Source organism: Methylobacterium sp. PvP105 (assembly GCF_017876975.1).
GTDB lineage: Bacteria > Pseudomonadota > Alphaproteobacteria > Rhizobiales > Beijerinckiaceae > Methylobacterium > Methylobacterium radiotolerans.
Genome location: NZ_JAGIPA010000001.1, coordinates 5,300,161 through 5,317,060, shown reverse-complemented (window position 1 = coordinate 5,317,060; position 16,900 = coordinate 5,300,161). Strand labels below are relative to the sequence as shown.

Here is a 16,900-nt window from a genome sequence, read left to right as displayed (position 1 = left end):
TCCGCGTCGACTGTCCGGGGCGGTGCGGGACGGCCTCCGCGCCGCCCCCGGAACCGGCCGCGGATCCGGGCGGCGAGGGTCTAGACCCGAGCCTGTCATCCCGGTTCTTACGGCTAAGCTGCCACAGTGTTGCCATCGAGTCACGGGCGGGCGGAACCGCCCGGGCGGGGCGGTTTCTGGCTTGGATTTGAGGCGCGAGCGTTTACCCCTTGGCGAGGATCGGCACGGCATCGTGCCGCGGTCTTCGCCGCGTTCCCGCCATAGTCCGCGCCTGCCCCGAGAGGCTTTGATGCGTCGTTTTCTCCCCGCCCTGATCGGGCTTCTCGGCGCGGCCGCCTGCGCCGCGCCGGCTCTGGCCTACGAGATCGACCCGCTGACCCGCCAGCCGCTGAACGACGCGCTCACCGTTCGCGTCCGCCCGCAGGCCGTCGAGACCGTCGCGGTGCCGGTGGCCAACGCCGCGCTGAACCCCGCCGACCCGCTGAACGCCGACGCGGCGGTGCCGCAGATGTCGGCGATCCCGCGCGAGACGGTGGCCTATAACGGTCCCTACGGCGCCGGCACGATCGTCGTCTCCACCGCCGAGCGGCGGCTCTACTACGTGCTGGGCGGCGGTCAGGCCCTGCGCTACGGCGTCGGCGTCGGCCGGCCAGGCTTCACCTGGGGCGGCGTGCAGACCATCACGATGAAGCGCGAGTGGCCGGATTGGCGCCCGCCGGCGACCATGCTGAAGCGCAGGCCCGACCTGCCGCGCTACATGAAGGGCGGTCTCGAGAACCCGCTCGGCGCCCGCGCCATGTATCTCGGCGGCTCGATCTACCGCATCCACGGCTCCAACGAGCCGGAGACGATCGGCACGGCCGTCTCGTCGGGCTGCATCCGCATGACCAACGACGACGTGACGGACCTGTACACCCGCGCCAAGGTCGGCACGAAGGTCATCGTCCAGCGCTGATTGTCCGGGGCTTCCGGGGGAAGGGCCGGCCGCGAGGCCGGCCCTTCCGCGTTCAGGCCGCCGGCAGCGTGACCAGGGCGTCCGGGCGCTTCACCTCGATCTCGATGAACGCGATCGGGTGGTCGGACCCGTTCATCACGTCGTGCCGGATGCCCGCGGGACGCATGTAGGATTGCCCGGCCGCGAGCGCCGTCTCGCTGACCGCCGCGCCGTCGTGGACGCGCAGGATCCCGTCCACCAGCATCACCACGAAATACGGCCAGCCGTGCTCGTGCCAGCCGGTCACGCCGCCGGGCGGGAAGTCCCAGCGCGTGATGCGCACGGCGGCATCGTCCTGCTGGACGGTGGGCGTGGCGGGGATGGTGCAGGCGAAGGCCATGGCGGCTCCAAGATAGGCGGGCGCAGATGCCCGCGCGACGGGATGCAAGCCTCCGGCCTCCACGCCGCGATTCGACCCGCGCCGTCGTCGCGAGCGCAGCGAAGCGAGCCGGGGACGCGCGACCTCCGAGATCGTGGCGCCGCCGGGTCGCTTCGCTCCGCGCGCGATCACGAGGCTCGGGGCCGGACTAAGCTGGAGCGCCTGCCCTCAGTGGCAGCCGCACGAGCCCGACCCGCAACCCCCGCCCTGCTTCACCGGGGCGGTGCGCGCGGTCTCACGGTCCAGCCCCCGCTCGGCGAGCTCGCCGAGATAGGTGTTCCAGCGGCTCTCGTACTCGCGGCCGAGGGTGTGCAGATAGCCCCAGCCGTAGATGCCGGTGTCGTGCATGTCGTCGAAGCCGAGCTTCACCGCGTAGTTGCCGACCGGCTCCACCGCCACGATGGCCACGGCGCGCTTGCCGCCGATCACCTTCCGCTCCAGCGGCGAGTGGCCCTGCACCTCGGCCGAGGGGCTCGACACCCGCAGGTACTCGGCCGGGAGGGCGTAGCGCGCCCCGTCCTCGAAGGCGACGTTGAGCACCCGCCGGTCGGCCGACAGGCGGATCTCGGTCGGCCACAGATCCTCGGTCACGGGCCACACTCCTCACGCAATCTGGGGCTGCGGCGCGGGACCTGCTTGCCCGCGACCGCCGGTGGCATCATATGCCGGACGATGCTCGATGACAGCTCCCTGACGCCACAGGCGTCCGCGGTCGATGCCCACGCCGGGCCGGCGCCGCTGATCGACCCGTTCCAGCGGGCGATCTCGTACCTGCGCATCTCGGTGACGGATCGCTGCGACCTGCGCTGCGCCTACTGCATGTCCGAGCACATGGAGTTCCTGCCCAAGCGCGACCTGCTGACCCTGGAGGAGCTGGACCGGCTCTGCGGCGTGTTCATCGCCCGCGGCGTGCGCAAGCTCCGCATCACCGGCGGCGAGCCGCTCGTGCGCCGCGACATCATGCACCTGTTCCGCCGGCTCTCGCGCCACCTCGATTCGGGGGCGCTGGAGGAGCTGACGCTCACCACCAACGGCACGCAGCTCACCCGCTACGCCGACGAGCTGGCGAGCCTCGGCGTGCGCCGGATCAACGTCTCGCTCGACACCCTCGACCCGGACAAGTTCCGGGAGATCACCCGCCGCGGCGACCTCAAGGTGGTGCTCGACGGCATCGCGGCGGCCCGCGCCGCCGGGATGAAGGTGAAGATCAACGCGGTGGCGCTGCGCGACGTCAACGCCGACGAGATCCCCGACATGATCGCCTGGGCCCACGGGCTCGGCATGGACATGACGCTGATCGAGGTCATGCCGCTCGGCGAGATCGAGGCGGATCGGACCGACCAGTTCCTGCCCCTGTCGGTCGCTCGGCAGCGGCTGGAGACCCGCTACACCCTCACACCCCTCCCCGACCGCACCGGCGGCCCGGCGCGCTACGTCCGCGTCGAGGAGACCGGCGGCAAGCTCGGCTTCATCACGCCGCTGACCCACAATTTCTGCGAGAGCTGCAACCGGGTCCGCCTGACCTGCACGGGCCAGCTCTACATGTGCCTGGGCCAGGAGGATTCGGCCGACCTGCGCGCGGTCCTGCGCGCCTCCCAGGACGATTCGGTGCTGGCCGCGGCGGTGGTCGAGGCGATCACCCGCAAGCCCAAGGGCCACGACTTCGTCATCGAGCGCCAGCGCCCGGCCGCCGTGCCGCGGCACATGAGCGTGACGGGGGGGTAGGCGCCTCGACTGTCCCTGCGAGCGCGGCGAAGCAATCCAGGGCACCGGTCCCTTACGGGCGTAGCGCATCCCTGGGTCGCTTCGCCGCGCTGGCAAAGACGGACGCGCTCACATCTCCTCGTCGGCGTAGCGGGCCGGCTGCCGCCCGCGCTGGCCGGAGCCCCGCCGCGGCGCGCCCGCGCTGATCCCCGCCACCAGGTCGGCGATGTGGCGCAGCGTCTCGACCGCCAGCGCCTTCTCGCCCTCGCCGCGACCCTGCGGGATCAGCGCCTTGGCGAAGCCGAGCTTCTGCGCCTCCTTCAGCCGGGAGCCCGCCTGCGCCACGGGCCGGATCGCCCCCGACAGGCCGATCTCGCCGAAATAGACCGTCTCGGGCGGCAGCACGGCCCCCGACAGCGACGAGACCAGGGCGGCCGCCACCGCGAGGTCCGCCGCCGGCTCGGTGATGCGCAGGCCCCCCGCCACGTTCAGGTAGACGTCGTGGCTCCCGAGCCGGATGCCGCCGTGGGCCTCCAGCACGGCGAGCACCATCGACAGCCGGTTCGGGTCCCAGCCGACCACGGCGCGCCGGGGCATGCCGAGAGAGGATGGGGCGACGAGCGCCTGGATCTCCACCAGAAGCGGCCGCGTCCCCTCCATCCCGGCGAAGACCGCGGTGCCCGCCGCCTGATGGTCGCGGCCGGCCAGGAACAGCGCCGACGGGTTCGGCACCTCGCTGAGCCCCGAATCGGTCATCTCGAACACGCCGATCTCGTCGGTCGGCCCGAACCGGTTCTTCACGGCGCGCAGGATGCGGAAATGGTGGCCCTGGTCGCCCTCGAAGGAGGCGACCGCGTCGACCATGTGCTCCACCACCCGGGGGCCGGCGATCTGCCCGTCCTTGGTGACGTGGCCGACCAGGATCACCGCCGTGCCGGTGGTCTTGGCGAAGCGGATCAGCGCCTGGGCCGAGGAGCGCACCTGCGTGACCGTGCCGGGGGCGGATTCCACCGTCTCGGTCCACATGGTCTGGATCGAGTCGATGATCGCCAGCGCGGGCGGGCGCCCCTGGCTCAGGGTCTCGACGATGTCCTCGACGTTGGTCTCGGCGGCGAGCTGGACCGGGCGGGCGCTCAGGCCCAGCCGCTCGGCCCGCAGGCGCACCTGCCCGACCGCCTCCTCGCCCGAGATGTAGGCGACCCGCTCGCCCGTGCCCGCCATGGCGGCGGAGGCCTGCATCAGCAGGGTCGACTTGCCGATGCCGGGATCGCCGCCGAGCAGGATCACCGAACCGCGCACGAAGCCGCCGCCGGTCACCCGGTCGAGCTCGCCGATCCCCGAGGGGATGCGCGGCGCCTCCTTGGCCTCGCCGGTCAGGCCCTCGAGGGGAAAGACCCGGCCGCGGTTGCGCGACGGCCGGGTCGCGGCGGGACCCGACTGGCCGGGGGCCGAGGGCGCCTCCTCGACGATCGTGTTCCAGCCGTTGCAGGCCTCGCAGCGCCCGCGCCAGCGGTTGTAGACCGCCCCGCAGGACTGGCAGACGAAGGTCTGGTGGATCTTGGCCATTCGAGTCCGCGCGCCGGCCGTCCGGCCTTCCGGTCAGGGGAGGGAGCTACCCTACATAGGTTCGAACATAACGAGAACCCAGTCCCGTGAGGATCTCGTAGCCGATCGTGCCGGCGGCGCGACCGACCGTGTCGATGTCGAGGCGGTCGCCGATCAGTACCGCGGCGGCGCCGCGCCGGGCCGCGGGCGCCGCCGTGACGTCGAGGATGATCAGGTCCATCGAGACGGAGCCCAGGATCGGGCACGGGACGCCCCCGACCAGCGCCTGGCCGCGCCCGCTGATCGACCGGGGGAAGCCGTCGGCGTAACCGAGCGAGAGCGTCGCCAGGCGGCTGGGCGCGGTGGCGGTCCAGCGGCCGTTATAGCCCGCGGTGGCGCCGGCCGCGACGCCGCGCACCTGCGCGATCGTCGCCTCCAGCCGCACCACCGGCCGCATCGGGTTCGCGGCGCCCGGCGTCGGGTTGCCGCCGAACAGGGCGTAGCCCGGCCGCAGGAGGTCGTGCCGGGCCCCGTCGAGGAAGATTCCCGACGAGTTCGCCAGCGAGGCCCGGAGTCCGGGATAGGCGGCCCGAACCCGAGCGAAATCGGCGATCTGCCGGGCGTTGACCGGGTCGTCTGGCGTCTCGGCGCTGACGAAGTGGCTGAGGAGGAGGTCGATCCCGGCCTCCGCGATCCGCGCGTCCCCGGCGAGATCCAGCGCCTCGGGCACCGACAGGCCGAGCCGGTTCATGCCGGTATCGACGTGGAGCGCCGCGGGCGGGCGGTTCCCCGCGAACGCCGCCCAGTCCGACAGCTCCTCGGCGCTGCCGAGCACCGGGCGTAGCCCGTGGGCCGCGAAGGCCGCCGCGGCGCCCAAGGGCAGGCCGTTCAGCACGTAGATCGCGGCCTCCGGCAGGGCGGCCCGGGCGGCGACGCCCTCGGACAGGTGCGCGACGAAGAAGGTCCGGCAGCCCGCGGCCCACAGGGCCGGTCCGACCCGGCCGATGCCGCAACCGTAGGCGTCGGCCTTCACCACGGCGGCGCAGTCGGCGCCGGCGCCGCGGGCGGCCAGGATCCGCCAGTTGGCGGCGATCGCTCCGAGGTCGATCGTGAGCCGGGCGCCGTGAGCGCCGATCTCCGTCACAGGTCCGGTCTCGGCCACGCAGACCGCCTCCATCTGTTCGCCACCGGGGTCGCGGAAGCACAGGCCGGACCCATAGCATCCGGACGGCGCCCGGGGGCAGCACGGGCCGTCGTTTACACCGGACGCGCCCCGGCGCGCGGCGCGGCTGATGCACGGACGGCACAGCCGCGTGATCAGGCGGGCACGCCAGGGTGACGGCCGAGGTCGGGCTTGGTATAAATCCAGCGCGGTCCGGGGGAGCCGCACGGCCGACGCGCTATCCCCGCGGGTACCAAAAAGCTCAACGATGCCGTTTACCGTTCTGGATCTCGCCGTGCTCGGCATCGTCGCGGTCTCCGCGCTGCTCGCGGCCGTGCGTGGTGTGACCCGCGAGGTCCTGGCGATCGTCGCCTGGGTGGCGGCCGCCGCCGTCGCGTGGACGCTGCATCCCATGCTGCTGCCGACCGTGAAGCAGCACGTGAACAGCGACACCGTGGCGCTCGTCGCCTCGATCGCGGCGATCTTCCTCGGCACCCTGATCGTCGTGTCGATCATCACGGTGAAGATCTCCGACGTCGTGCTCGACTCGCGGATCGGCGCGGTCGACCGCTCCCTCGGCTTCCTGTTCGGCGCGGCCCGCGGCTTCCTGATCTGCGTGATCGGCTGGGTGTTCCTGTCCTGGCTGGTGCAGGGCAAGGTGCCGGACTGGGCCGCCCAGGCCCGCACGCGCCCGATGCTGGAGAAGTCCGGCGACGCCCTGGTGGCGCAGCTGCCGGAGAATCCGGAAGGCTTCCTCAAGCAGTTCAAGAAGCCGAAGACCGGCGCGCCGCCCAACGAGTCCGCCGACGCCCCGGCCGAGACCGACGCGGCGCCGCAGCGCCGGACCGAGACCGCGCCGACCCCGACGCGACGCTGATCTGCGGTATTCGCCGTAGGTCTCATCGCGCGGAACGCCTAGATAGCGGTTCCGGTGGTGTACGGATTGCTTCCGCGACGACCGGCGCGCCGGCCCGTCGCCGCCGGGATCTGTGAGTGATCGACAGCCCCATGTCACACGCCGCCGCCTCCACCGACACCTTCGATCTCGATCTCGACGGCGACACGCTGCGCGAGGAATGCGGGGTCTTCGGCATCTTCGGCCATCCGGACGCCTCGGCGATCGTCGCGCTGGGCCTCCACGCCCTGCAGCACCGGGGCCAGGAGGCGGCCGGCATCGTCTCGTTCGACGGCTCGGTGTTCCATTCCGAGCGCCGCCCCGGCCTCGTGGGCGATTCCTTCTCGGACGGCGACACGATCGCGCGCCTCAAGGGCCGCGCCGCCATCGGCCACGTGCGCTACTCGACCACCGGCGGCACGATCCTGCGCAACGTCCAGCCGCTCTTCGCGGAGCTCGCCAGCGGCGGCCTCGCGGTCGCCCACAACGGCAACCTCACCAACGCCCTGTCGATCCGCCGCGACCTCGTGCGCGACGGCGCGATCACGCAGTCAACCTCCGACACCGAGGTGATCCTGCACCTCGCGGCCCGCTCGCGGAAGCCCCGGATCATCGAGCGCTTCATCGACGCCCTGCAGGCGATCCAGGGCGCCTACGCGATCGTGGCGCTGACCAACAAGAAGCTGATCGGCGCCCGCGACCCGCTGGGCATCCGCCCCCTGGTGCTGGGCGAGCTCGACGGCCGCTACATGCTGGCCTCCGAGACCTGCGCGCTCGACATCATCGGCGCCCGGTTCGTGCGCGACATCGAGAACGGCGAGATCGTGGTGATCTCCGAGGAGGGGATCGAGTCGATCCGCTTCGCCGACGCCGTGCCGATGCGGCCCTGCATCTTCGAGTACATCTACTTCGCCCGGCCGGATTCGGTGGTGAACGGCAAGAGCGTCTACGCGGTGCGCAAGGCGATCGGCCGGGAGCTCGCCCGCGAGGCCTCGGTCGCGGCCGACATCGTCGTGCCGGTGCCGGATTCCGGCGTGCCGGCGGCGCTCGGCTTCTCGCAGGAGACCGGGATCCCGTTCGAGATGGGGATCATCCGCAACCACTACGTTGGCCGGACCTTCATCCAGCCGACCCAGTCGGTGCGCGAGCTCGGCGTGCGCATGAAGCACTCGGCCAACCGCGCGGCGATCGAGGGCAAGAGCATCGTCCTCGTGGACGACAGCCTCGTGCGCGGCACGACCTCGGTGAAGATCGTCCGGATGATGCGCGAGGCCGGCGCCGCGGAGGTCCATTTCCGGATCGCGTCGCCGCCGATCACCTACCCGGACTTCTACGGGATCGACACGCCCGAGCGGGAGAAGCTGCTCGCCGCGACCCACGATCTCGAGGCCATGCGCAAGTATATCGGCGCCGATTCGCTGGCCTTCCTGTCGATCCCCGGCCTCTACCGGGCGATGGGCGAGGAGGCGCGGAACGCGGCCTGCCCGCAATACACCGACCACTGCTTCACGGGCGACTACCCGACCGGCCTGACCGACCTGTCCATCGCCGGCCCGAAGCGCTTCGCCATGCTGGCCGAGGCCGACTGACAGGATCCGGCCGTTGCGCGCGAACGGGCATCCCCTGTGCGCGGAAATGCGCTAGGTCCTCGCCATGGCTGAGTCTCAGAGAACCCTGGAAGGCCGCGTCGCGGTCGTCACCGGCGCATCGCGCGGCATCGGGCGCGCCGCCGCCCTGGCTTTGGCCGGGGCCGGCGCGCACGTCATCGCGGTGGCCCGGACCGTGGGCGCCCTGGAGGAGCTCGACGACGCGATCCGCGCCGCCGGCTCCAGCGCCACCCTCGTGCCGTTCGACCTCGCCGATTACGACGCGATCGACCGCCTCGGCGCGGCGATCAACGAGCGCTGGAAGCGCCTCGACATCCTGGTCGCCAATGCCGGGATCCTGGGCGCGCTCATGCCGATCGGCCACATCACCCCGAAGATCTGGGGGCAGGTGATGGACGTGAACGTCACCGCCAACTGGCGCCTGATCCGCTCCCTCGACCCGCTGCTGCGCATGTCGGACGCGGGTCGCGCGATCTTCGTCTCGTCGGGAGCGGCCTCGAAATGCCGGCCCTACTGGGGACCCTACTCGGTCTCCAAGGCGGCGCTGGAGGCCCTGGTGCGGACCTACGCGGCCGAGAACGAGACCACGGCGATCCGGGCCATGCTGCTCAATCCGGGCCCCCTGCGGACCGGCATGCGCCGCTCGGCCATGCCGGGCGAGGACCCCGAGACCCTCCGGACGCCCGAGGACCTCGCCCCCCATTTCGTGCGGCTCGCCGCGCCGGACTGGGCCGAGACCGGGAAGCTCTACGATTTCCCCACCGACCGGGTGCTGCGTTTCCGCGCGCCCGAGTAAAGGGGTCCGGGGCCTGCGGCCCCGGCGGGTGGCGGGCGGAGCCCGCCGGGTTTGGGATTTGCGATGATCGACGTCCGCTGCATCTGCGCGATCGGCCTGCGGGGCCAGCTCGGCCTCAACGGCCACCTGCCCTGGGAGGGCAACACCGACCCGCTCTTCGTGGAGGACGTCACGCGCTTCTTCGCCCTGACCATGGGCCACGTGCTGATCGCCGGGCCGAAGACGGTGGCCTCGGTGCCCGAATTCGCCTTCAAGGACCGCACCATCGACGTGATCCGCAGCCACGAGGATCCGGAGGCGGTGCTCAAGCGCTATCCCGGGCGGCGGATCTTCGTCGGCGGCGGGATCGCGGTGTGGAACGTCTACGCGCGGTACATCCAGCACTGGGACATCACGCGCCTGCCCTACGACGGCGAGGCCGACCGCTGGTTCGACCCGGCCTGGCTGGTCGGCGGGCCGCTGCGGACGCCCTGAGCGGCACCTTCCTGCAATCCGGCGCGTTGGCGCGCACGCGTCGCGTTTTCCGGAGACCACGATGAGCGCCCCGAGCTACCGCTTCGGCATCGAGGAGGAGTACTTCCTGGCCGATGCCGAGACCCGCGGGACGCCGCGGGGCGACCTCGCCGCGTTCCACGCGCGGGTGGAGGCGGAGCTGCCCGAGACGGGCCGCGAGCTGGTCGCCGCGCAGGTCGAGCTCTGCACGCCGCCGCTCACCGACGCGGCGGCCGCCCGGGAGAATCTCGGCGGCCAGCGGCGGCAGCTCGCCGGCATCGCCGCCGAGAGCGGCCTGCGGCTGCTGGCCTGCGGCACGCACCCCCTCGCCCGCTGGTCGCGCCAGACCGCCACCGACGGCGCGCGCTACAAGGGCATCCTGTCGGATGTCGGCATCGCGGCGCGGCGGGCGCTGATCTGCGGGATGCACGTCCACGTCGAGGTGCCGGACCCCGAGGCCCGCGTCGACCTGATGAACCGGCTGCTGCCGTTCCAGCCGCTGCTGCTCGCGCTGTCGGCCTCCTCGCCGTTCTGGCAGGGCGAGGCGACGGGCCTGCGGGCCTACCGGCTCAGCGTCTTCGGGGAATTGCCGCGCACCGGCCTGCCGGAACTCTTCGCCGACGCCGCCGCCCACGCGCGGTTCGTCGCCATCATGACCCGGTCGGGCGCGATCGCGGACGCGAGCTTCCTGTGGTGGTCGCTGCGCCCCTCCATCAAGTTCCCGACGCTGGAGCTGCGCATCGCCGACGCCTGCACGCGCCTCGACGATTCGCTCTGCATCGCCGCCCTGTTCCGCTGCCTCGTGCGCCTGTGCGTGCGCCGGCCGGAGCTCCACGCCGGCCTCGACGGCGTCTCGCGGGCGCTGGCCTCGGAGAACCTCTGGCGGGCCCAGCACAGCGGCGTGGCCGCGTCCCTGATCGACGAGGCGCGCGGCGAGGCCGTGCCGTTCGCCGAGGCGCTGGAGGCGATGCTCACGCTCGTCGCCGAGGACGCGGACGCCCTCGGCTGCGCGGCGGACGTGGCCCGCGCCCGGGCGATCGTGGCCGAGGGGACCAGCGCCGACGGGCAGGTCGCGGCCTACGAGGCCGCGCTCACCGCGGGTCAGGACGAGCGCGCCGCGCTGGCGGCCGCGGTGGACTGGATCGCCGACGCGGCGCGCTGAGGGCTGCGCAGGGCTGCCGCATCGCCTCCGTCATCACGAGCGGAGGTTGGATCAGCCCTTGTCGAACGGGTTCTGCGAGGTCCGCAGGGACAGGCGGATCGGCGTGCCCGGCAGGTCGAACGCCTCGCGCAGGCCGTTCACGAGGTAGCGCGTGTAGGATTTCGGCAGGGCGTTGAGCTGGTTGCCGAACAGCGCGAAGTGGGGCGGCCGGCTCTTCACCTGGGTGGCGTAGCGGATCTTGATCCGCCGCCCCGATACCGCGGGGGGCGGGTTGCGGGAGGTCGCCTCGTTCAGCCAGTCGTTGATGCGCGAGGTGGAGACGCGCCGGTCCCAGACCTCGGCGGCCTGCACCACCGCCTGCATCAGCTTGTCGACGCCGTCGCCGGCGAGGCCGGAGAGCGGCACGACCGCGACGCCGCGCACCTGCGGCAGCAGCCGGGTGCAATCCTCGCGCAGCTGCTTGAGCAGGCCCGGCTGGTCGGCGACCAGGTCCCACTTGTTGAGGCCGATCACCAGGGCGCGGCCCTCGCTCTCGACGAGGTCGACGATCGTCAGGTCCTGCTTCTCGAACGGGATCGTCGCGTCGAGGAGCACCACCACGACCTCGGCGAAGCGCACGGCGCGCAACCCGTCCGAGACCGCGAGCTTCTCCAGCTTGTCGTCGATCCGGGCGCGGCGGCGCATCCCGGCCGTGTCGTGCAGCTTGATCCGCCGCCCGCGCCACTCCCAGTCCAGGGAGATCGAGTCCCGGGTGATGCCGGCCTCGGGGCCGACGAGCAGCCGGTCCTCGCCGAGCATGCGGTTGATCAGGGTCGACTTGCCGGCATTCGGGCGGCCGACGATCGCGACCTTCAGGGCCCGGCCGCCGGGGGCGTCGTCCGGATCCTCGTCCGCGTCGCGCTGGGGCAGGGCGCCCTTGAGCGCCTCGTGCAGCTCGCCCAGACCCTCGCCGTGCTCGGCGGAGAACGGGATCGGGTCGCCGAGCCCGAGGGTGAAGGCCTCGTAGGCCCCGGCGAGGCCGGCGCCGCCCTCGGCCTTGTTGGCGATCAGGATCACCGGGCAGCCGGCGCGGCGCACCAGCTCGGCGAAGGGCTGGTCGGCCGGCAGCACGCCGGCGCGGGCGTCGATCACGAACAGCACCACGTCGGCGGCGAGGATCGCCGCCTCGGTCTGCATGCGCATCCGGCCGGTGAGGCTCGCGGCGTCGGCCTCTTCCAGGCCGGCGGTGTCGATCACCCGGAACTCGAGGCCGCCGAACGCGACGTCGCCCTCGCGCCGGTCGCGGGTCACGCCCGGGCGGTCGTCGACCAGCGCGAGCTTCTTGCCCACGAGGCGGTTGAACAGGGTCGACTTGCCGACGTTCGGCCTCCCGACGATCGCGACGGTCGGCATATCCATGGTGGTTCTCGAAACAGTCCGGACGAAGGATCAGCGCGTGATCGGCGGGGGCGGCGCGGCGGGCTCGGGCTTGGCGGCGGTCACCGTCACGGGACCGCCCGCGACGATCGCCGCGTAGACCTCGATCCGCTCGCGCAGGTTCCGCGGCGTGTCGGGATCGGCCACGATCTGGTCGAACCAGCGGCTGGCGTCCTCGTAATCGCCCTTCTTCAGGGCGGCGAGGCCCAGCATCTCGCGGGCGGTGTGGCGGAACGGCGTCCCGGCGGCGAGGCCCTGGAGGTTGGCGAGCGCCGGGTCCGGGTTCGGCCCGTCGAGGCGCAGCAGCGCGGCGCGCAGGCGCGCGAGGTCGCGCAGGCCGTCGCCGAGGCCGGTATCGTCGGCGAGCTTGTCGAACTCCGCCGCCCCGGCCGCCGGATCGCGCTTGCCGGTCTCGGCCGCCGCCCGGAACCGGGCGAGCAGCCGGTAGCCCGCCGGGCCCTGCGCCTCCAGCGTCTCGAAGGCCTTGTCGGCCTCCGCGACCTTGCCGTCCTTGGCGAGGCGGTTGGCGTCGTCGAACTGCACCGAGGCGACCTCGGCCGCCGCGCGCTGCTGGGCCTGCCAGTAGCGCCAGCCCGCCACACCCGCCACCACGAGCACGGCGAGCGCGATGATCACGCCGCTGTAGCGCTTCCAGATCTGGAGGATCCGGTCGCGGCGGTAATCCTCGTCGACCTCGCGAAGGAACTCGTTGTTCTCGGCCATTCTATCCCGGCCCGCATGATTTCAGCGGACCACCTCGTCTCGTTCGGGCCCCGCGCCTAACACACGGGCGCCGGGTTGGCGACAGGCCATGTCTCAGGTGCCGCCGCGGGTGCCGGCTCAGGCCGCGCTGCCCGGCCAGACCGGAACGCCGATCACCGGGTAGTGCAGGTAGCGGGCGAAGACGAACCACGCGGCCGTGCCGACCACCAGGGCCAGGACGTCGTTGCGCCAGCCCAGGGGCGCCGCCGCCGGACCGCCGTGCTGGGCCGCGACCGCCCCGGGGGCGAGGCCCCGGCGCTTGGCGCTGATCCGGGCGGTCACCGCCCAGGCGAGGAAGCCGCCGAACAGGAGCATGGAGCCGAGATCGCCGTTGGCGAGCAGGTGCGCCGTCGCCCAGATCTTCACGGCGAGCAGCATCGGGTGCTTGGCCTTGGCGCGGATATGGCCCGGCAGGTAGGCGGCCGCGAGGCACACGAAGGCGAGCCAGACCAGCGTCAGGGCGAGGTGGCGTGTCCAGACGGGCGGGTCCCAGACCGGGATGTAGCCGGCGAGCCGATAGTCGTGGAAGCCGATCCCGATCAGCACGAGCCCGAGCAGCGACAGGGCGGTGTAGCCGAGCTTGTAGCGGCCCTCGCCGATCCGGCCGACGATCGCGGCGCGCCGGGTGCGGGCCATCGAGAAGGCGTGCGTGCCGAGGAACAGCACCAGCCCGAGGATCAGGAGAACCATGGATGACTTTCGGTCGGGCCGCGCGGGTCCGGTCGGCGGCAAGCACTCTGTAATGGTTCTCAAGCGAATCTCCGCCTGTTTGTCCAGGCGCGGCCGGGACGCAGCCGAGTGGCGACCATGGGTTGGGCGGATCGGATCGCCGGACGAGCGCGCGCCGCGTGCCGCCTCGGAGCCGGAGCGGCCGCGCGGCGGATCCTCCCGGCGCTCCTCCTGGCGCTCCTCCTGGCGCTCTTGCCGCTCCTCCCGCACAGAGCCGCGGCCGCGCCGGAGCCGCCGCTCTCGGCCCTGACCCTGGTCGGGCCGCCCGCGCTCGTCTTCAAGGCGGGGCGCGACGCCTGCGACGGCGCCGACGTGCCCGATGCGCCGGCGCGCGCCTTCCGGGACGCGTCGGGCTCGGTGGCGCTCTACGGGATGCACTACCGCAACCGGGCGCTGCGCGGCCCCGACCTCGGCCATCTCAAGCTCGACTGCGCGGTGGTGCTCGATTCGGGCGAGAAGCCCGATCCCGCGGCCTACGACGACCGCTCCTGGATCACCGCGACCTGGACCGAGGACGGGACCCGCGTGGCCGCGCTCCTCCACCACGAGTACCAGGCGAACGAGCATCCCGGCCGCTGCCCGGCCGCCAACTACATGGCCTGCTGGTACAACACGATCACGGCCGCCGCCTCGACGGATGGCGGCCGCAGCTTCCGGCGGCAGAGCCCGCCCGCCGTGGTCGCCGGGGCGCCGTTCCGGCAGGAGGTCGACCAGGGCCGCCACCGCGGCTTCTTCAACCCGTCGAATATCGTGGCCGACGGGACGTGGCGCTACTTCCTCGCCTCGACGACCGGCTGGACCCGACCGGGCAGCGATCAGGAGGCGGGGGTCTGCCTGTTCCGCAGCGACGACCCGGCCGACCCGACCCGCTGGCGGGCCTGGACCGGCACCGGCTTCACCGCCGCCTTCCCGGATCCCTACCGCGCCGCCCGCCCGAACACGGCCACCTGCCGGCCGGTCGGGCCGTTCCCGGGCCCGGTCGGCGCCGTCGTCCGGCACCGCGGCACGGGCGCCTGGATCGCCGTGTTCATGGCGAAGGCGGGGGAGGGCTTTCCCCGGTCCGGCTTCTACTGGACGACCTCCCGGGACCTGATCACCTGGGACAGCCCGCGCCTGCTCCTCGAGGGCGCGACCCTCTACGAAGACCCCTGCGCGGCGACGGCGCCGCTCCTGGCCTACCCGTCGCTCCTCGACCCGGACGCGCGGGGCCGCAATTTCGACGATGTCGGCGACCGGGCGCTCCTGACCTACGCGAGCCTGCGCACCGAGGGCTGCACGATCACCTCCGACCGCGACCTGCTGCGCCGCCCGGTGGCGATCCGCGTCTGGCCCTGATGCCGCTCGACCGGCGCGTCGCGCGCGACACGTTCCCGAGCCCCGGCCGCATCCGGTCCGGCCGGACCGCGGCGGCCGACGTGGCGGAGGCCGAGGCGACGATCGCCGGGTCCTACCGGGCCCGGCTCTCCTGAGCGGGCTGGCCGAGCGCCACCGTGTAGGACGGGCCGGCCGCGACGGAGCGCCCCGGGACGCCGATCCGCTGCCAGAGCACGGTGCCGAGGGTCACGCTGAGCATCAGCGCGGTCGCGGAGAGCAGGAGCGTGGTCGCCCGGGCGTAGGCGCGACCGGCATGGATCAGCAGGCAGCCGAACGCGAAGATCGCGACGGCCTGGAACAGGTGCTGCACGGGCGACGTCCTCTCTGGCGGCGGACGCGCGGTCCGGGCCGGCCGGGATCGACGCCATCGTGCCCGGGCGGCGTGAAAACGCGGTTAACGTCGGGTATAGCTGGCTCCGCCATCGCCCGCTCGGAGAGGAAGCCGCATGTCGCGTTCGAGGGTCCCGGAGACGGAGAGCCGCCCCGACGGGACGGGGGTGATTCCGTCCCCCGACACAGCAATCCTGGGATCGGGCGCCGTCGGCGCGGGGGCGATCGGGGCGTCGGCCCTGGGCGCGCTGGCCCTCGGGGCCGCGGCCCTCGGCGTCGTGGCGGTCGGCGCCTTCGCGATCGGCCGCCTCTCGGTGGGCCGCGCCCGGGTCGGCGCCCTGGAGGTCGGCTCGCTGGAGATCGACACGCTCACGGTGCGGTCGGTGCGGATGCCGGAGCGCGGCTGAGCCGCGGCGCCGGAGACCGCACCCGGAGACATGCGAGGAGGGGAGCGATGACCGATCGGAAACCGCCCTTCCGGCCCGCGGACGCGGTCGACGCCCTCGGCGAGGTCGAGGGCGATTTCGTCCTGCCGCTCTGCCTGCCCGGATCCAACCTGCTGATCGGCGAGGATCTCGCCATGCTGGTCCTCGACACGATCCACGGGCAGCGGGTCGGCCTGCCGCTGAGCCCGCAGGGCGCGGCCGACCTCCACGCGGTCCTGGGTGAGGCCCTGCGGCTGCTGCAGGCGCGGGACCGCGGCCCCATCCAGTAGGCGCGCGCCGGCGAAAGGCTTCGTTGAGGCGGCCGGGATAGACAGGTCCCGGTTCCTCTCCGTGGCGGCCGATGCGCGCTCCGTTGCTACTCCTGCTGCTGGCCTGCGCCGCCCCCGCGCAGGCCCGGCCCGCCACCTTCCTGGCGGTGCACGCCGTCGGCATGGCCTCGCTGCCGCCCGTCCCGCCCGCGCCCGCGGCCGCACCGGTCGCCGCCGACGCGCGCGCCCGCTTCCTGCCGCTCATCGCCCGCGAGACCGCCGGCACCGGCCTGCCCCTCGCGGTCGCCGACGCCGTCGCGCGGATCGAGAGCGGCTACGATCCCACCGTGGTCGGCAGCGTCGGCGAGGTCGGGCTGATGCAGGTCCGCCCGACCACCGCGGCGATGCTCGGCTTCCGCGGCACGGTCGCCGAGCTGGCGTCGCCGGAGATCAACGTCCGCTACGGCGTCCGCTACCTCGCCGAGGCCTGGCGCCGGGCCGACGGCGACCTCTGCCGCGCGCTGATGAAGTACCGGGCCGGCCACGGCGCCGAGTCGATGTCGCCCCTGTCGCAGCTCTACTGCGCCCGCGCCCAGGCGATCCTCGGCGACCCGGAGGCGCGCGCTGTCCGGGCGAGCGCCCGCGCGGCCGCGCCGGACCGCCTCGCCGCGCGGCCGGCGGGCCCCGTCCACCGGACGCGCGTCGCCGCCGTTCCGGCGAGGCCGCTGTCGTTCTGGGAGGCGCACCGGGCGCGCATCGCCCGGCTCAACGCCGCCGTGGTGGCGCGCTGGCGGGCCCGCGGCTGGTCGGCCGCGCCCAACGGGGCCTCGGGTGAGCCGGCCGGCGGCTAGCGCCGTTC

Annotated in this window: 20 protein-coding genes; 12 read left to right on the top strand and 8 right to left on the bottom strand. The window is 73.1% G+C overall.

Translation table 11 applies throughout. From position 1 onward, the window contains the following. Positions 1-289: 289 nt before the first annotated feature. Positions 290-955, top strand: a complete 666-nt coding sequence (locus tag J3A75_RS25910; protein ID WP_012320832.1) for a L,D-transpeptidase — start codon at positions 290-292, stop codon at positions 953-955. A gap of 52 nt (positions 956-1,007) precedes the next feature. Here J3A75_RS25910 and J3A75_RS25905 read toward each other — a convergent pair whose 3' ends face one another. Together J3A75_RS25905 and J3A75_RS25900 are read right to left on the bottom strand one after the other, a co-directional pair. Beyond that, entirely contained in the window at positions 1,008-1,334 is a 327-nt protein-coding gene (locus tag J3A75_RS25905; RefSeq protein ID WP_012320831.1) for a cupin domain-containing protein, read from the bottom strand. Positions 1,335-1,541: 207 nt separating this feature from the next. Further along, positions 1,542-1,964, bottom strand: coding sequence for a gamma-butyrobetaine hydroxylase-like domain-containing protein (locus J3A75_RS25900; RefSeq protein ID WP_209650808.1), 423 nt, complete (start codon positions 1,962-1,964; stop codon positions 1,542-1,544). Between the two features lie 81 nt (positions 1,965-2,045). Between J3A75_RS25900 and moaA the strand changes: the two genes are divergently transcribed. Further along, positions 2,046-3,098 (top strand): GTP 3',8-cyclase MoaA, encoded by a 1,053-nt coding sequence (gene moaA / locus J3A75_RS25895; RefSeq protein ID WP_029360710.1) that lies wholly within the window; start codon positions 2,046-2,048, stop codon positions 3,096-3,098. Between the two features lie 108 nt (positions 3,099-3,206). Here moaA and radA read toward each other — a convergent pair whose 3' ends face one another. Together radA and alr are read right to left on the bottom strand one after the other, a co-directional pair. Continuing rightward, on the bottom strand, positions 3,207-4,643 hold the full coding sequence (gene radA / locus J3A75_RS25890; RefSeq protein ID WP_024829073.1) for a DNA repair protein RadA: 1,437 nt from the start codon (positions 4,641-4,643) through the stop codon (positions 3,207-3,209). A gap of 46 nt (positions 4,644-4,689) precedes the next feature. Continuing rightward, entirely contained in the window at positions 4,690-5,799 is a 1,110-nt protein-coding gene (gene alr, locus J3A75_RS25885) for an alanine racemase (RefSeq protein WP_147021438.1), read from the bottom strand. A gap of 253 nt (positions 5,800-6,052) precedes the next feature. On the opposite strand from alr, the gene J3A75_RS25880 reads away from it, so the two are divergent. From J3A75_RS25880 to J3A75_RS25860, 5 genes are all read left to right on the top strand, one after another. After that, the gene (locus tag J3A75_RS25880; protein ID WP_012320826.1) at positions 6,053-6,661 is read left to right on the top strand and encodes a CvpA family protein; all 609 of its coding nucleotides are present in this window, start codon (positions 6,053-6,055) and stop codon (positions 6,659-6,661) included. A 131-nt stretch (positions 6,662-6,792) separates the two neighbouring features. Beyond that, positions 6,793-8,268 (top strand): amidophosphoribosyltransferase, encoded by a 1,476-nt coding sequence (gene purF, locus J3A75_RS25875; RefSeq protein ID WP_012320825.1) that lies wholly within the window; start codon positions 6,793-6,795, stop codon positions 8,266-8,268. Positions 8,269-8,332: 64 nt separating this feature from the next. After that, positions 8,333-9,082: an SDR family NAD(P)-dependent oxidoreductase gene (locus tag J3A75_RS25870; protein WP_012320824.1), complete on the top strand. Its 750-nt coding sequence runs from the start codon at positions 8,333-8,335 to the stop codon at positions 9,080-9,082. A gap of 63 nt (positions 9,083-9,145) precedes the next feature. Next, positions 9,146-9,556: a dihydrofolate reductase gene (locus J3A75_RS25865; protein WP_024829075.1), complete on the top strand. Its 411-nt coding sequence runs from the start codon at positions 9,146-9,148 to the stop codon at positions 9,554-9,556. A 61-nt stretch (positions 9,557-9,617) separates the two neighbouring features. Next, complete coding sequence (locus J3A75_RS25860; protein ID WP_053620813.1) at positions 9,618-10,736, top strand: carboxylate-amine ligase; 1,119 nt, start codon at positions 9,618-9,620, stop codon at positions 10,734-10,736. A 51-nt stretch (positions 10,737-10,787) separates the two neighbouring features. Here J3A75_RS25860 and der read toward each other — a convergent pair whose 3' ends face one another. The 3 genes from der to J3A75_RS25845 all read right to left on the bottom strand — a co-directional run bounded on the left by der (position 10,788) and on the right by J3A75_RS25845 (position 13,604). Further along, positions 10,788-12,134 (bottom strand): ribosome biogenesis GTPase Der, encoded by a 1,347-nt coding sequence (gene der, locus J3A75_RS25855; protein WP_012320821.1) that lies wholly within the window; start codon positions 12,132-12,134, stop codon positions 10,788-10,790. A 30-nt stretch (positions 12,135-12,164) separates the two neighbouring features. Continuing rightward, entirely contained in the window at positions 12,165-12,875 is a 711-nt protein-coding gene (locus tag J3A75_RS25850; protein WP_024829077.1) for a tetratricopeptide repeat protein, read from the bottom strand. Between the two features lie 117 nt (positions 12,876-12,992). After that, on the bottom strand, positions 12,993-13,604 hold the full coding sequence (locus J3A75_RS25845; RefSeq protein WP_029360714.1) for an NnrU family protein: 612 nt from the start codon (positions 13,602-13,604) through the stop codon (positions 12,993-12,995). A 117-nt stretch (positions 13,605-13,721) separates the two neighbouring features. On the opposite strand from J3A75_RS25845, the gene J3A75_RS25840 reads away from it, so the two are divergent. Together J3A75_RS25840 and J3A75_RS37100 are read left to right on the top strand one after the other, a co-directional pair. Beyond that, positions 13,722-14,978, top strand: coding sequence for a hypothetical protein (locus J3A75_RS25840; RefSeq protein WP_245295819.1), 1,257 nt, complete (start codon positions 13,722-13,724; stop codon positions 14,976-14,978). Continuing rightward, positions 14,978-15,112: a hypothetical protein gene (locus J3A75_RS37100; protein WP_268821199.1), complete on the top strand. Its 135-nt coding sequence runs from the start codon at positions 14,978-14,980 to the stop codon at positions 15,110-15,112. The genes J3A75_RS25840 and J3A75_RS37100 overlap by 1 nt, the downstream gene beginning before the upstream one ends. Here the strand turns inward: J3A75_RS37100 and J3A75_RS25835 are convergent. Beyond that, entirely contained in the window at positions 15,091-15,327 is a 237-nt protein-coding gene (locus tag J3A75_RS25835; protein ID WP_012320817.1) for a hypothetical protein, read from the bottom strand. The two genes, J3A75_RS37100 and J3A75_RS25835, sit on opposite strands and share 22 nt — an antisense overlap. A gap of 136 nt (positions 15,328-15,463) precedes the next feature. Between J3A75_RS25835 and J3A75_RS25830 the strand changes: the two genes are divergently transcribed. From J3A75_RS25830 to J3A75_RS25820, 3 genes are all read left to right on the top strand, one after another. Further along, positions 15,464-15,754, top strand: coding sequence for a hypothetical protein (locus tag J3A75_RS25830; protein ID WP_012320816.1), 291 nt, complete (start codon positions 15,464-15,466; stop codon positions 15,752-15,754). 47 nt (positions 15,755-15,801) lie between these two features. Further along, positions 15,802-16,062, top strand: coding sequence for a hypothetical protein (locus J3A75_RS25825; protein WP_012320815.1), 261 nt, complete (start codon positions 15,802-15,804; stop codon positions 16,060-16,062). A gap of 71 nt (positions 16,063-16,133) precedes the next feature. Then, positions 16,134-16,892, top strand: a complete 759-nt coding sequence (locus J3A75_RS25820) for a lytic transglycosylase domain-containing protein (protein WP_071000036.1) — start codon at positions 16,134-16,136, stop codon at positions 16,890-16,892. Positions 16,893-16,900: the final 8 nt, after the last annotated feature.

Bases quoted from the DNA above. Each gene is read 5' to 3' on its own strand.
- purF (WP_012320825.1), top strand. From the start codon at position 6,793: ATGTCACACGCCGCCGCCTCCACCGACACCTTCGATCTCGATCTCGAC.
- J3A75_RS25850 (WP_024829077.1), bottom strand. From the start codon at position 12,875: ATGGCCGAGAACAACGAGTTCCTTCGCGAGGTCGACGAGGATTACCGC.
- J3A75_RS25840 (WP_245295819.1), top strand. From the start codon at position 13,722: ATGGGTTGGGCGGATCGGATCGCCGGACGAGCGCGCGCCGCGTGCCGC.
- J3A75_RS25820 (WP_071000036.1), top strand. From the start codon at position 16,134: ATGCGCGCTCCGTTGCTACTCCTGCTGCTGGCCTGCGCCGCCCCCGCG.
- J3A75_RS25830 (WP_012320816.1), top strand. From the start codon at position 15,464: ATGTCGCGTTCGAGGGTCCCGGAGACGGAGAGCCGCCCCGACGGGACG.
- J3A75_RS25865 (WP_024829075.1), top strand. From the start codon at position 9,146: ATGATCGACGTCCGCTGCATCTGCGCGATCGGCCTGCGGGGCCAGCTC.
- J3A75_RS37100 (WP_268821199.1), top strand. From the start codon at position 14,978: ATGCCGCTCGACCGGCGCGTCGCGCGCGACACGTTCCCGAGCCCCGGC.
- J3A75_RS25825 (WP_012320815.1), top strand. From the start codon at position 15,802: ATGACCGATCGGAAACCGCCCTTCCGGCCCGCGGACGCGGTCGACGCC.
- J3A75_RS25860 (WP_053620813.1), top strand. From the start codon at position 9,618: ATGAGCGCCCCGAGCTACCGCTTCGGCATCGAGGAGGAGTACTTCCTG.
- J3A75_RS25905 (WP_012320831.1), bottom strand. From the start codon at position 1,334: ATGGCCTTCGCCTGCACCATCCCCGCCACGCCCACCGTCCAGCAGGAC.
- J3A75_RS25910 (WP_012320832.1), top strand. From the start codon at position 290: ATGCGTCGTTTTCTCCCCGCCCTGATCGGGCTTCTCGGCGCGGCCGCC.
- moaA (WP_029360710.1), top strand. From the start codon at position 2,046: ATGCTCGATGACAGCTCCCTGACGCCACAGGCGTCCGCGGTCGATGCC.
- J3A75_RS25845 (WP_029360714.1), bottom strand. From the start codon at position 13,604: ATGGTTCTCCTGATCCTCGGGCTGGTGCTGTTCCTCGGCACGCACGCC.
- radA (WP_024829073.1), bottom strand. From the start codon at position 4,643: ATGGCCAAGATCCACCAGACCTTCGTCTGCCAGTCCTGCGGGGCGGTC.
- alr (WP_147021438.1), bottom strand. From the start codon at position 5,799: ATGGAGGCGGTCTGCGTGGCCGAGACCGGACCTGTGACGGAGATCGGC.
- J3A75_RS25880 (WP_012320826.1), top strand. From the start codon at position 6,053: ATGCCGTTTACCGTTCTGGATCTCGCCGTGCTCGGCATCGTCGCGGTC.
- J3A75_RS25870 (WP_012320824.1), top strand. From the start codon at position 8,333: ATGGCTGAGTCTCAGAGAACCCTGGAAGGCCGCGTCGCGGTCGTCACC.
- der (WP_012320821.1), bottom strand. From the start codon at position 12,134: ATGGATATGCCGACCGTCGCGATCGTCGGGAGGCCGAACGTCGGCAAG.